The 13,120-nt window shown below is 36.1% G+C and carries 12 protein-coding genes and 1 tRNA gene; 9 read left to right on the top strand and 4 right to left on the bottom strand.

Translation table 11 applies throughout. The features are described from left to right. The first annotated feature begins 10 nt into the window (after positions 1 to 10). Positions 11 to 559 carry a hypothetical protein gene (locus EL165_RS12575; RefSeq protein WP_041461389.1) on the top strand — a complete coding sequence of 183 codons (549 nt, stop codon included), beginning with the start codon at positions 11 to 13 and terminating at the stop codon, positions 557 to 559. 216 nt (positions 560 to 775) lie between these two features. After that, positions 776 to 1,801, top strand: coding sequence for a hypothetical protein (locus EL165_RS12570; RefSeq protein ID WP_126358637.1), 1,026 nt, complete (start codon positions 776 to 778; stop codon positions 1,799 to 1,801). A 250-nt stretch (positions 1,802 to 2,051) separates the two neighbouring features. Here EL165_RS12570 and EL165_RS12565 read toward each other — a convergent pair. After that, positions 2,052 to 2,122 (bottom strand) — tRNA-Gln (locus EL165_RS12565). Positions 2,123 to 2,222: 100 nt separating this feature from the next. On the opposite strand from EL165_RS12565, the gene EL165_RS12560 reads away from it, so the two are divergent. The 5 genes from EL165_RS12560 to EL165_RS12540 all read left to right on the top strand — a co-directional run bounded on the left by EL165_RS12560 (position 2,223) and on the right by EL165_RS12540 (position 6,339). Then, positions 2,223 to 3,245: an AMP-binding protein gene (locus EL165_RS12560; protein WP_002976590.1), complete on the top strand. Its 1,023-nt coding sequence runs from the start codon at positions 2,223 to 2,225 to the stop codon at positions 3,243 to 3,245. Between the two features lie 36 nt (positions 3,246 to 3,281). Further along, complete coding sequence (arfB, locus tag EL165_RS12555) at positions 3,282 to 3,674, top strand: alternative ribosome rescue aminoacyl-tRNA hydrolase ArfB (protein ID WP_002976591.1); 393 nt, start codon at positions 3,282 to 3,284, stop codon at positions 3,672 to 3,674. A 47-nt stretch (positions 3,675 to 3,721) separates the two neighbouring features. Further along, a complete protein-coding gene (locus EL165_RS12550; RefSeq protein WP_126358636.1) occupies positions 3,722 to 4,363 on the top strand; it encodes a DUF2715 domain-containing protein in 642 nt (213 codons plus the stop codon). A 299-nt stretch (positions 4,364 to 4,662) separates the two neighbouring features. Next, the gene (locus EL165_RS12545; protein ID WP_002976593.1) at positions 4,663 to 5,043 is read left to right on the top strand and encodes a GreA/GreB family elongation factor; all 381 of its coding nucleotides are present in this window, start codon (positions 4,663 to 4,665) and stop codon (positions 5,041 to 5,043) included. A 321-nt stretch (positions 5,044 to 5,364) separates the two neighbouring features. Then, on the top strand, positions 5,365 to 6,339 hold the full coding sequence (locus EL165_RS12540; protein WP_002976594.1) for a deoxyhypusine synthase family protein: 975 nt from the start codon (positions 5,365 to 5,367) through the stop codon (positions 6,337 to 6,339). 286 nt (positions 6,340 to 6,625) lie between these two features. On the opposite strand, the gene EL165_RS25840 is transcribed toward EL165_RS12540, so the two are convergent. Continuing rightward, the gene (locus tag EL165_RS25840; RefSeq protein WP_002976595.1) at positions 6,626 to 6,772 is read right to left on the bottom strand and encodes a hypothetical protein; all 147 of its coding nucleotides are present in this window, start codon (positions 6,770 to 6,772) and stop codon (positions 6,626 to 6,628) included. 70 nt (positions 6,773 to 6,842) lie between these two features. Here EL165_RS25840 and EL165_RS12535 point away from each other — a divergent pair, with 70 nt between their 5' ends. Further along, a complete protein-coding gene (locus EL165_RS12535) occupies positions 6,843 to 7,139 on the top strand; it encodes an MGMT family protein (protein ID WP_002976596.1) in 297 nt (98 codons plus the stop codon). A gap of 292 nt (positions 7,140 to 7,431) precedes the next feature. On the opposite strand, the gene EL165_RS12530 is transcribed toward EL165_RS12535, so the two are convergent. Next, a complete protein-coding gene (locus tag EL165_RS12530) occupies positions 7,432 to 7,824 on the bottom strand; it encodes a helix-turn-helix transcriptional regulator (RefSeq protein ID WP_002976597.1) in 393 nt (130 codons plus the stop codon). A 285-nt stretch (positions 7,825 to 8,109) separates the two neighbouring features. Next, positions 8,110 to 10,002, bottom strand: a complete 1,893-nt coding sequence (htpG, locus tag EL165_RS12525) for a molecular chaperone HtpG (protein WP_041461390.1) — start codon at positions 10,000 to 10,002, stop codon at positions 8,110 to 8,112. A 151-nt stretch (positions 10,003 to 10,153) separates the two neighbouring features. Between htpG and EL165_RS12520 the strand changes: the two genes are divergently transcribed. Further along, positions 10,154 to 13,045 (top strand): alpha/beta hydrolase family protein, encoded by a 2,892-nt coding sequence (locus EL165_RS12520; protein ID WP_002976599.1) that lies wholly within the window; start codon positions 10,154 to 10,156, stop codon positions 13,043 to 13,045. The last annotated feature ends 75 nt before the right edge of the window (positions 13,046 to 13,120 follow it).

Below are 13,120 nucleotides of genomic sequence, written 5' to 3'. Positions count from 1 at the left end.
GCTGCAGGGAATGAAAAGAAAATCTGTATCAAACAGCGTGTTGGGTATTATTTCTGTTTCAATGATGGTGCTTTTAATTCCCATGGTGGCTGCAGTTTTTATAAATACCAGTACATCTTCGCTTTGTATTTCAGTTTTTTTAATTCTTCTTGAAATTGAATTTCTTTTTCTTTGCTTTATTCCAAATTGGAAATTGTTGATTTTTTTAAGAGGAAATATCAGGGATAAAGATGTTAGACTCAATTATTTTTTAACAGTAATTCCTTTTTTTCTTATAGGAGGATTTGTATCACTGTGGTCTGCATCAAAGCTTTATTTAGAAACAATTGCTGCGTTCATGGATTACAGGGCTGGTACTTTAACATATTACAGTAAAGGCAAATTCCCTGGTTGGATTACATACAGTATAGAAAGTGATTATGTTGAATTTACTGCAGAGACTATTTTAAGGCTTTTTTTTGCAGGGTTATGGGGATTTCTACTGGAGTTTGGGATATTGCTGATAACCGTAGCATTTACTTTTATTATTAGGCCAACCTTTCGAAACACTCAAACGTAGTGCATTATCGGTTTGAGATTGGAATCTTAATTTAAGAATATAAAATATTGTGTTATAGATATGGTTTTTATAATCTGTTATTTGTATTAATTTAACATTGTAATGATGTTAAAAAGTGTAAATTTGATTGAAATTTAGCTTTATTTAAATGAAAGTTTAAATAGTAAGTGAATGTTTCTTAAAATACTCAAATCACACAATTTTAAATTTAAGAAAATGAAAAAAAACTTCACTCTGGCAATGATATTCTTTTCTGTCATTGCATTTTCACAGGTAGGGATCAATACTCCAAACCCTCAAGGCATACTTCACGTTGATGGCGCAAAAGATAATCCGGCAACCGGCTCTCCAACCGATGCGCAACAAGCCAATGATTTTACAGTAACTTCGGCAGGTAATGTAGGTATTGGTAATACCACGCCACTATCGAATCTCCATATAAAAAACAGGGGAACCGCTACGGGCATTGGTGGCGGGGAAGCTACCAATACAGGATTGCTGATAGAAAATCCTGTTGTTAACAGTTCCATATTATCGATCTTAAGAACTACAGGAGCGACGGGAGTAAAACAAGCCATAATGGGTATAAATCCTAATTTTAATAGTAATAATGGTGCATTTATTATTTCTCGTGTTCCTGGTGGAAGTGATTGGTCAATGGACTTAACCCTGGGTAATATAGGTGTCGCAACCAATACTCCTACCAATACTTTAGATGTTGCAGGCAGTACCAGAGTAAGAACCATGGATGTGGCAGCAGGTGCTACCCTTATTACGCCGGTATATTCAGATGCCAATGGTGTCCTGAACAAAGCTGTTGACAATATTTATGGAACGGTTATTAATAACACAGTTACCATAACATCAGGTGCTACAAATACCTTGATTGCAGGTCTTGCCAATAATGCAGTATATAAAGCTGTGATAAACGTTAGTAATAGTTGTGGGCGCATTGGTATTGCAGAATATTATGTCACTAATAATGCTATTAACAATTCCTTCTCAATCAAAGGAATAGATGGAATTTTAAACACAGATACCACTGCTAAAGCTCCTACTTTTACTGAAGTGAACAGATTTACAACAACCGTTGTTTGGTCAGGAATCCCAAATTGTGCTGCAGGTGGGACTAATATTGCATTCAATTATACATTAACAATGCCATCAGCCGGAACAATAGATCTTACCAACAATGGTGATGCAAGCTTACAGTATAAAGTGATACTTACAAGACTTTTTTAGTTTTATAGAATTCAAAAAAATATTATAAACAAAGGCTGCTTTCATTATAGAGGGCAGTCTTTTTAATCATTATCTAAGACAAATACCTAAAGTTGTGATGAAGTGGGTAGCTATCCAGATGTATACGTTAAAAATTGGATAGGTATTACATATTCTGCTTTCCAAAATTGCTGTAATGTATACTCCCTGATAGAATAAATAAATTGAAGTTGGATAAAAAACAAAAACCATCCTTAAAAAGGATGGTTTGTAGACCCACAGGGATTCGAACCCCAGATGACTGAACCAAAATCAGTAGTGTTACCGCTACACCATGGGTCTCTGTTTGTTTTAGTGGTGCAAATTTACAGCTTTTTTCTTTACTTACAAGAACTTTTTGAAATTTTTTTTAAATTTACTGTAGAATTTATTTACGGAAATTATGCTGATAGACTTCAATAATCTCAATATTAACAAATTATCATTCGATACAGAATTTGAAAAAAAAGTGAAAATATTTCTGGAAGAATGGTTCTCAGAAAAAACTGGGGTAAATGTCCAGACTTCAGGTTCTACAGGAATTCCAAAGATTTTTGAAATTGAGAAAAGGAAAATGGTCAATTCAGCAGTGATGACCTGTAATTTTTTAGGATTAAAAGAAGGGGATACGGCATTGCTTTGCCTGCCTGTGGAATACATTTCCGGTAAAATGATGATTGTCCGTTCTATAGAAAGAAAACTGAAGTTAAAAATTACTGATCCTTCATTAAAACCGGCAGAAAATCTGGAAGAAGAAATTGATTTTTGTGCCATGACGCCACTTCAGGTAGAGAATTCACTGAACAAACTTCATCTGATTAAAAATCTGATTATCGGAGGTGCTGCTGTTTCAGAAAGCCTGAAAAGCAAGATCCTTAAGATGAACCTTAGTAATTCCAACCGTATTTTTGAAACCTATGGAATGTCCGAAACCCTTTCCCATATTGGTTTAAAACAATTGATGCCGGAGCAGGAAGAATACTTCACTGTTTTTGAAAATGTAACGATTTCTCTGGACGATAGAGGCTGCCTGGAAATTTTTGCACCTAATGTAAATGCTGAAGAACTGCAAACTAATGATTTAGTTGAAATCAGGAATGAAAATCAGTTCAAATTCCTGGGAAGAATTGACAATGTAATCAACTCCGGAGGGGCAAAAATTTTCCCTGAAACCCTTGAAGCTTTAGTGAAAAAGGATATTCCGAACGAAGCAATATTTATGGGACTGCCGGATGAGAGTTTGGGACAGAAATTGATATTGATTATTGAAGGTGAGGAATCTGATGTGGTGAAAAGAAAGATTTCAGAAATTCCGTTTGAAAAAAGCTTCCATAAGCCCAAAGAAATTATTTTCATCAAAGAAATCCCGAGAACACCAAACGGGAAAGTAAACAGAATGGAGCTGTATAAAAGTATAAATATTTAGCCACGGTTATTGAGATCGGATCTAAAACGTAAAGAAATGAAAGACTTTTCAAAAGAACTCAGTTTCAAGACGTCCCGCAGCAGTGGGGCAGGAGGGCAGAATGTAAACAAAGTAGAAACTGCTGTGACCGTACTTTGGAAAGTGAATGCATCAGAATTTTTTAATGAAGATGAGAAAATATTAATTCAGGATAAACTGAAAAACAGGATCAATGCAGATGGTTTTTTATTTCTCACCGTTTCTGAAAGCAGAACCCAGCTGATGAATAAAAATAAAGCCATTGAAAAAATAACTGAAATCGTAAATAAGGCCCTCATCATTCCCAAAAAAAGAACGGCTACCAAACCTTCAAAAGCCCAGAAACAGAAAAGACTGGACAGCAAGAAAAAGCTTTCAGACAAAAAAGAAAACAGACGTTTCAGGTTTTAATGTGTTTTTCCGGAGAAAACTCTATTTTTGCCGGAAATTTTAAAACCATGATAAAAAAATTAATCACACTTGGAGTATTTTCCATTTCCATGATCTCTTTTGCACAGAAATTTTCTATCAAACCTTCCGTAGGATATGCCTGGAGAACAGCAAAAACAATTTCCGGACTTAGCAAAGAAGAAAAAGACTACGTTAAAGACCTTAAAAACGGGTTAAATTTTGATATTGCTGCGCATTATGCCGTGAAAGATGGCCTTGCATTTGGTTTGAAATATTCTAATTACAGTGCATCCAGTGACGGATATCTTCTTGGTTATGTGAACGGAATGCCCGTGTCTGTTCCTGTGACTACAAAAGATAATATCACATTCTTCGGAGTTTCCGGCCTTATTTCAAATGATAATTCATCCACAAGACATAAAATATTTGCAGATCTTGCGCTGGGGGTAATATCTTACACCACAAAAACAGGAGATGTAAAAGGAACAGGGAGTACTTTTGGTGCAGAAATCGATTTTGGCTATCAATATGAGATCAGCAAAAACTTCCTTATAGGGCCAAAGGTTGGCTTAAGTGGTGGTACGCTGAGTAAAATGAAGTACAACGGAGTTACTTATAAATTTGATGACGATCAGAAAGAAGGTTTGCATAGGGTTTCTTTGAGTGCAGCTGCTACATTCCGTTTTTAAGTGTTATATTTGTAGTAATTACAACATCTCATTAATAATGGCAGCAACAATTTTTTTATCAGCAGAAAGCAGACAATCAGGATTGTTGCTGTCGTTACTTTATCTTCACACAGATTCTTTTCTGAAAAGTTCTAAGGACTTTATCAATTAAGCCCTGTCAGGATCCAAGGCAGGGAATCATTTCGGATTTTATTTATTATTTTTTGCGGTTTTCTATAGAAGAAGGCTGTCATACGCCTGTATTCTACATTGGATCATCGGGGAATAACTGCATTTTAATTTTTTAAAAATGAAAAAATATGTCCAATCATATTATTGTAACCACCGGAATTTATGATGCTATAAAAGATACATTGAGAAGAAAAAAAGTGAGCATCGAAGAAGAAAAAAGATTGACTGAAGAACTTAGAAAGGCAAAACAGGTTCTGAGAAGGGACCTTCCTGCCGATATTGTAACAGTGGACAGAAAAGTAACGTTGAAAGACCATACTCTGAATTTTGAGCATGAATACATTTTTGTGCCTTCGGTAAAAGAAAAACTTAAAAAGAATAAATATTCCATCCTCTCAGATATTGCTCTTGCCGTAGTAGGATATAAAGTAGGAGATGTTATCAGCTGGCCTTTCAGGGACGGAGAGAGGAAAATCGAAATCCTGAAAGTGGAACCCTGGGAAGGATAATCCTTACTGAATATTTTTAAGTTGAATGATAATAAAGCGTGGCTCATTTTGGGTCATGCTTTTTTATAAATAGAAATTTCTAATGTTGAAACAGAGGAACTAGTTTTTTTACACACTCTAAATTTACTTTTATCAGGGATAAAATCTTTGCACCTTCAAGCATGAATCATGTTGGAAAAACTAGCGTGCTTTCGTTTCCGAACAACAACTATTTAAGCATTTCATTTAACAAATGATAAAAAAAGACTTCTCTATTACACTTTCTTCAAGTGCTTTGACTGCATTCCGTTTTTAAGTTTTATCTTTGCAAAAATTTTAAAAATGAGCAAACCGATAACTGAATTCATAGAAAAGTATTACCTGCACTTCAACGCAGCTGCATTGGTAGATGCTTCTAAAGGATATGTTGCACATCTTAAAGATGGCGGAAAAATGATGATTACTTTGGCAGGTGCAATGTCTACTGCTGAATTAGGTAAAATTCTTGCAGAAATGATCCGTCAGGGAAAAGTAGATTTTATTTCTTGTACAGGGGCTAACCTTGAAGAAGATTTAATGAACCTTGTAGCACACTCTCACTATGAAAGAGTTCCTCATTACAGAGATTTGACTGCTCAGGACGAATGGGATCTTTTGGAAAGAGGCCTGAACAGAGTTACAGATACATGTATTCCTGAAGAAGAAGCATTCAGAAGATTACAGAAACACATCGTGGAGATCTGGAAAGATGCTGAAGCTAAAGGTGAAAGATATTTCCCGCATGAATTTATGTACAAAATGATCCTTTCAGGAGTATTGGAGCAGTATTATGAAATTCCTAGAGAAAACTCATGGATGATTGCAGCGGCAGAAGCAAACTTACCAATCGTGGTTCCGGGATGGGAAGATTCTACAATGGGTAACATCTTCGCTTCTTACTGTATCAAAGGAGAGCTTAAACCTACTACAATGAAATCAGGAATCGAATATATGACTTACCTTGCTGACTGGTACACTAAAAATTCAGGAGGAAAAGGAGTTGGATTCTTCCAGATTGGTGGAGGTATCGCTGGAGATTTCCCTATCTGTGTAGTACCAATGCTATATCAGGATATGGAAATGCATGATATTCCTTTCTGGTCTTATTTCTGCCAGATTTCTGATTCTACAACATCCTACGGTTCATACTCAGGAGCAGTTCCAAATGAGAAAATCACCTGGGGTAAACTTGATATCACTACACCTAAATTTATCGTTGAAAGTGATGCAACAATCTGTGCACCATTGATGTTCTCTTATATCTTAGAAAACGCTTAAGGATAAAATTCTCACAAGAGATTACCATACAGCGCTTCAATTTATTTTGGGGCGCTTTTTATTTACCATCTTGATTATATTTGGCTGGAACAGCACATTATACAAATTTAAGGCGTAAGAAAATCAAAGATTTCAGCAAGGACTATATATAATTCAACAGTCTACAGTTTATCAGAGGTTAAATTCTGTCAGAAAAAACTAGCGCATTTGCGTTTTCCAAAATTCTCCACAGGCATCTGTGAAGTCTGTGTCATCTGTAGGTAAACCTACCAATTATTCCAAAAAGTCAATCCAAAGAATTCACCAGCACAAAATAACGATACGCCAGAATTCCCTTTTCCATCTTGGTAAGATGATTAGGGTCTTTATGACTCAGCTTAGGAAGAACTTTTTTGTTGATGGCATTCAGCAGCCTGAAAAATGATTTTTTCATATCTTTATCTTTTAATGAAACATCATTGTTATTGATATGAGTTCAAAAATGATGCAAAAAAGAAATTGATATGGACGAAATTTTCAAACAACAGGTATACGAAGTGGCAAGACTGATTCCCAAAGGAAGAGTATCTACCTATGGTGCCATAGCAAAGGCTGTTGGCTATCCTAACCATTCCAGACATGTAGGAAAAGCAATGGGAGGATGTCCGAAAGACGTTCCTGCACACCGTGTCATTTCAAGTTCAGGAGTATTATCTGTTCCGGAATTTCAGCCAAAGCTGGAGGCAGAAGGAATCATTGTTGAAAATCTCAGAGTAAAAAATTTCAAAAAACTGTTCTGGAATCCGTTAGCTGAATTGTAAATTTTAAGTTTCGGAAACAAAGATTTTTTAACGCAAAGTTTCTATCTATAAGCTGTACTATTTTTAAGGGAGCAAAGAAGGGAATCAATTTCATTGATTTTTTTAAGCGAACGTATTACCCCAAAGCTTCATCAGCGACAAAGTCGCATCTCTTTGCCACCTGAAATAAAACATTCAAATCATTAAATACTTTGCGTCGAAAAACTCATACATCAATATTACATATCACAAAAAAAATGTCACTCCATAATTCATGTAAGTGACATCAATATTTTTAAAGTTTCAAACCGAGTTATTTTTTTCCGTCCGAAAGACCTTTCAATTCTTTTTTAAGCCTTTCGTTTTCTTCTTTTAATAAGGCGATATAGTTTTGTAGGTTTTTAATGATGTCTCCAGGGATATTATCATAATTATTCTGATTAGTGATTACTCCTGCAGAAGATGATCTGTCATTAAATACAGGATGGTCATTATTGATTATTACTGCAGGCTCATCCTCTTCATAAATGTCCTCAATCGGTACATCCAGAAAACGGGCAAGTTTATCCCACTCATCTCTTATAATTCTTACATCGCCGCTTTCTTTTCTGCTATAGTTGGATACATCTGTTGCGATAAAATCGGCTACCTGTTGTTGAGTATAACCTTTTTGCTTTCTGATGAGACGTAATTTTTCTTTTTGCATGACCTACATTTTATACAAAAATGGCAAAAAAGGAGAAGCTATACAATAAAAAGGAGAAAAAAATATGTGCGGAAGAATAAGATTAAAGATAAAATGAAAATAAACTTAAAACAGAAGTGTTATCTGATTTAATTGTTGAAAATTTTCTTTCAGATCACTTCTGATTGATCAAAGACTATGTGACAAAAGAAAAGATTTGAACCTTCAGGGTTTTCATAAGCTGTTTATAATTTTTATACTTTTTTAAACAAAAAGACTGCTTCAAAATTGAAACAGTCTCTTGTCTTATTTTTCAAGTTGCTTATAGCTTCTCTGTATAAAATCTGTCAGGTCTTTTCCTTTCAGTAAGTTTTGAGAAAGCTTGGCAAGATCCAGTGCGTATTTGATCAGATTCTCTTTCTCTTCAGCGTTCTCCGTTTTTAAAATCTGATTGGAAAGTTCACTGTTTGAGTTCACCACAAGATTGTACATCTCCGGGAAGCCTCCCATTCCGAACATGCCGCCGCCACCTGTTGCCTGCATTTCCTTCATTCTTCTCATGAATTCAGGCTGGGTGATTGTGAATGGCGCATCGCTGCTGTCAAGATCCTCAAGCTGAACGGTGAATTTTGAATCTTTGATAGCTTCTTCCACATTCTTTTTCAAAGCTTCTTTTTCAGTTTCGCTCAGTTTTGAAATGATAGGTTCATCTTTTTTGATCAGGTTGTTCACATGATCAGCATCTACTCTTGCAAATGAGATGTTTTCCTTCGAAGTTTCCAGCTTCTGGATCACGTGCGAAATGATAGGAGAATCTAATAGAAGAACTTCATATCCTTTATCCTTTGCAGATTGGATATAGCTGTGCTGTTCATCAGCATTGGTAGCATACAGAACAACCAGTTTGTTGTCTTTATCCGTTTGTACAGGCTTGATTTTTTCAACCAATTCGTCCCAAAGGAAATACTTACCGTCTGTTGTAGGATATAATGTGAATTTGTCTGCTTTTTCAGCAAATTTTTCTTCTGTAACAATTCCGTACTCGATAACTACTTTAATATCATTCCATTTTTTCTCATAATCCTCACGGTTTTCGTTGATTAAAGAAACCATTTTATCGGCTACTTTTTTCGTGATGTAAGAAGAAATCTTTTTCACTGCACCATCTGCCTGAAGATAAGAACGGGAAACGTTTAATGGGATATCCGGAGAATCAATAACTCCTCTCAGAAGCATCAGGAAGTCAGGAACGATCCCTTTTACTTCATCTGTTACGAATACCTGGTTTTGGTATAGCTGAATTTTATCTTTATCGATATTTAAATTGTTGCTCAGTTTCGGGAAGAATAGAATTCCGGTAAGGTTGAAAGGATAATCAACATTCAGATGGATATTGAATAACGGTTCCTCAAACTGCATTGGGTACAGCTCGTGGTAAAACTTCATATAATCCTCATTGGTCAGTTCACTTGGAGCAATTGTCCATGCCGGTACCGGATTGTTGATGATATTGTCTACCTCTTCTGTTTCAGCTACTGCATCTTCAGGAGCATCTTCCGGCAAAGGAAGCGTATGCGTTTTTGTTCCAAATTTAATAGGAACAGGCATGAATTTGTTATACTTTAATAACAGTTCACGGATTTTTCCTTCTTCTAAAAATTCTACTGAATCTTCAGCGATGTGCAGAATGATTTCCGTACCTCTGTCTGTTTTGTCAGTAGTTTCTTCCAATGTGAATTCCGGGCTTCCGTCACAGATCCAGCGTACTGCCGGCTCATCTTTATAAGATTTTGTAAGGATTTCCACTTTTTCTGCCACCATGAAAGCAGAGTAGAAACCAAGACCGAAATGCCCGATAATTCCGGCATCCTTCGCAGAATCTTTATATTTTTCCAAGAACTCTTCAGCTCCGGAGAATGCAACCTGGTTGATGTATTTCTCAACTTCTTCACCCGTCATCCCAATACCCTGGTCGATGATGTGTAAAGTTTTCTGGTCTTTATCAATTTTAACCTCAAGTTTTGGATTTCCGTATTCCACTTTTGCCTCACCAATACTTGTAAGATGCTTTAATTTTAAAGTAGCATCAGTGGCATTGGAGATCAATTCTCTCAGGAATATTTCGTGGTCACTGTAAAGAAATTTTTTAATAAGCGGGAAAATGTTTTCCACAGATACATTAATATTTCCTTTAGTCATCATATTTAGATTTTAATTTTTAAAATTCTTTCTCAAAAAAAATACCATGCAGAAGAATGTGACAGAATGACATTTTTTTAACCTGAAACAAGCCCGTTATGTGAATTTGTCGAAGAAATATCTTATTTTTAGTTCTTAAAATATTTTAAAAATGAAGTTGAAATGTACAGTCTTTATGCTGCTCATTATGACCTGTTGGGTATATGGGCAGAAGAAGCCTTTAGACCATTCTGTTTACGACAGCTGGCAAAATATCGGGGCAAGAAAAATCTCAAATGATGGAAAATGGATCGCCTATTCTGTGGATGCTCAGGAAGGGAATTCAACCCTTTCTTTATATTCCGTTAAAAATAAAACCTCAAAGAAGTTTGAAAGAGCGGCAAAAGTGGATTTTACCAATGATTCCCGATTTGCTGTTTTTCAAATCCGTCCGCAGTATAAAGATATAAAAGCGGTAAAGGATAAAAAACTGAAGAAAAATAAATTAACAAAAGACAGCCTTGCCATTGTTGATTTTTTTAATGATAAAACAGAGAAGATCCCTAATGTAAAATCATTTAAAATTCCGGAAAAAGCAGGTTCTTATGTTGCTTATCTTCTGGAAAATCTAAAGGATAAATCCTCGGATGATGGTTCTGAAAAAGAAGATAGTGATGAAAGTAAGGATGAAGATAAAAATGTAAAACCATTACAACTGGTAGTGCGGAATCTTTTAGACGGAAAAAGTACAACTTATGATAATGTAATCCGTTATGAGTTCAGTAAAAATGGGAAACAGCTGGTTTTTATAACCAAAAAGCCGGATGAAAAGAAAGAGAAAAAAGAAGGAAAGGATTCAGATGAAAAGACTGCGGACAAAAAAGAAACTGATAAGTCAAAACCAAAGAAATATGCATTACAAACCGTACAGGTCGTTGATCTGCAAAAAGGAACTGTCAATACAATTTCTGAAATGGAGGGAGACTTTTCACAATTGTCTTTTGATGAAGAAGGAAATCAGCTGGCTTATGTAGGAACTCCTTCTGCACAGAATGATCTGGTGAAACTATATCAGCTGTATTACTTTAATTTTAAAGGAAATAAAAAAGAAATTATAACCAATGAAAATGCACAGATGAAGAAAAATTGGGTAATTTCTGAAAACAGATTGCCTTTGTTCAGTAAAAATGGAAAACAGCTGTATTTTGGTGTTGCTCCAAAACCTGTTGCAAAGGACACGGCCATGATTGCGAACGATCATGCTGTTGTAGATATCTGGAATTATAAAGATGATTATCTGCAAACCGTACAGTTAAAGGAATTGAAAAATGACCTGAAGAAATCCTATGCTGCAGTAATGCAGACAGAAAAACCTGGTTTCTTCACCAACATCGATGGAGAAGATCTTGATACTTTACGTCTCGTAAACGAAGGAAATGCCGAATTTGCGCTGGGAATTACCAGTATCAATAACCGGATTTCTTCACAGTGGGAAGGCTCTACAAAGAAAACCTATTTCCTGATCGATAATAAAACAGGAGACAGAACCGAAATTATTAAAAATCTTAACGGAGCAGCGGCTGTATCTCCTCTTGGAAAATTTGTAGTGATTTTTGACAGGGAAAAAGGGCAGTGGCTAAGCTATAATGTGAAAACAAAACAAACCCTTCCGCTCAGTACAGGTGTACCTGTTTCTTTTGTAGATGAGGAATTTGATATGCCGGACTTTCCAAATTCTTATGGCATTGCATCCTGGACAGATAAAGATGAATCTGTGATTATAAGAGACCGCTATGACCTTTGGGAATTTTTCCTGAACGGCTCAAAAAAGCCAAGAAATATCACAAACGGATTCGGACGTAAACATAAAATAACATTTGATACGTATGAACTGGATAAAGATATTAAAAGCCTGAACCGCAAATCTCCTATCTATTTATCAGCATTTGATAATACATCCAAGGCCAATGGGATCTTCAAAACAACCATTCAGTCCGGTTCTGATCCTGTAAAAATTCAGATGGAAAATGTCTGGGGATACAGAAGTCTTCAAAAAGCAAAAAATGCGGAAGAGTATATTTTAGTAAAAGAATCATATACAGAATCTCCAAACCTTTTTGCTACATCAGATTTCTCAGAACAGCAAAAACTGAGCAATACCAATCCGCAGCAAGCCAAATATAACTGGGGTACGGATGAACTGGTACACTGGACAACGCCAAAAGGGAATGTATCTACAGGGATTTTATACAAACCAGAAGATTTCGATCCGAATAAAAAATACCCTATGATCGTCTATTTCTATGAAAAACTTTCTGATAACCTGAACCGTTATGTAGCTCCGGCTCCCACACCTTCAAGATTGAATATTTCTTATTTTGTGAGCAACGGATATCTGGTTTTCACTCCTGATATTTCTTACACAGATGGTTTCCCGGGAGAATCTGCCATGGAATATATTAATTCCGGAGTTGAAAAACTAAAGCAAAATTCCTGGGTAGACGGTGCTAAGATCGGAATTCAGGGGCAAAGTTGGGGAGGTTATCAGGTAGCTTATCTTATTGCACATACCAATATGTATGCAGCAGCATGGAGTGGAGCACCCGTTGTCAACATGACTTCTGCATACGGAGGAATCAGATGGACTTCCGGAATGAACAGACAGTTCCAGTATGAAAAATCGCAAAGCAGATTAGGAAAGAATTTATGGGAAGCTCCGGATCTTTATATTAAGAACTCACCGCTCTTTACCATTGATAAAGTACAGACTCCGGTAGTTATTATGAGTAATGATAAAGATGGCGCGGTGCCCTGGTATCAGGGAATTGAAATGTTCACCGCATTACGCCGTCTCGGAAAGCCGGTATGGCTTCTGAATTATAATGGTGATGATCACAATCTGATGAAACGCCAGAACAGAAAAGATATTCAGATCAGGGAACAGCAGTTTTTTGATTATTATCTGAAAGGAGCTAAAGCTCCGGTCTGGATGACAAAAGGGATTCCGGCCACCCAAAAAGGAAAAGACTGGGGATTTGAGCTTACAGATGATAAACCTAATTAAAAAGTTTCGGCGGAGCCAAAGGCTCCGCCGAAACTTTTTAATCCTTCCCGGAAAAAATTAATACAGAAGGATAAA

Origin of the sequence: Chryseobacterium gleum (assembly GCF_900636535.1) — a bacterium.
In the GTDB taxonomy this organism is placed as follows: domain Bacteria; phylum Bacteroidota; class Bacteroidia; order Flavobacteriales; family Weeksellaceae; genus Chryseobacterium; species Chryseobacterium gleum.
The sequence above is the reverse complement of the archived record's forward strand: the minus strand, read 5'-3'. Positions and strand labels throughout refer to the sequence as shown.

Excerpts from the sequence above, each read along its gene's own strand:
- EL165_RS12575 (WP_041461389.1), top strand. The coding sequence starts at position 11 with ATGAAAAGAAAATCTGTATCAAACAGCGTGTTGGGTATTATTTCTGTT.
- EL165_RS12570 (WP_126358637.1), top strand. The coding sequence starts at position 776 with ATGAAAAAAAACTTCACTCTGGCAATGATATTCTTTTCTGTCATTGCA.
- EL165_RS12560 (WP_002976590.1), top strand. The coding sequence starts at position 2,223 with ATGCTGATAGACTTCAATAATCTCAATATTAACAAATTATCATTCGAT.
- arfB (WP_002976591.1), top strand. The coding sequence starts at position 3,282 with ATGAAAGACTTTTCAAAAGAACTCAGTTTCAAGACGTCCCGCAGCAGT.
- EL165_RS12550 (WP_126358636.1), top strand. The coding sequence starts at position 3,722 with ATGATAAAAAAATTAATCACACTTGGAGTATTTTCCATTTCCATGATC.
- EL165_RS12545 (WP_002976593.1), top strand. The coding sequence starts at position 4,663 with ATGTCCAATCATATTATTGTAACCACCGGAATTTATGATGCTATAAAA.
- EL165_RS12540 (WP_002976594.1), top strand. The coding sequence starts at position 5,365 with ATGAGCAAACCGATAACTGAATTCATAGAAAAGTATTACCTGCACTTC.
- EL165_RS25840 (WP_002976595.1), bottom strand. The coding sequence starts at position 6,772 with ATGAAAAAATCATTTTTCAGGCTGCTGAATGCCATCAACAAAAAAGTT.
- EL165_RS12535 (WP_002976596.1), top strand. The coding sequence starts at position 6,843 with ATGGACGAAATTTTCAAACAACAGGTATACGAAGTGGCAAGACTGATT.
- EL165_RS12530 (WP_002976597.1), bottom strand. The coding sequence starts at position 7,824 with ATGCAAAAAGAAAAATTACGTCTCATCAGAAAGCAAAAAGGTTATACT.
- htpG (WP_041461390.1), bottom strand. The coding sequence starts at position 10,002 with ATGACTAAAGGAAATATTAATGTATCTGTGGAAAACATTTTCCCGCTT.
- EL165_RS12520 (WP_002976599.1), top strand. The coding sequence starts at position 10,154 with ATGAAGTTGAAATGTACAGTCTTTATGCTGCTCATTATGACCTGTTGG.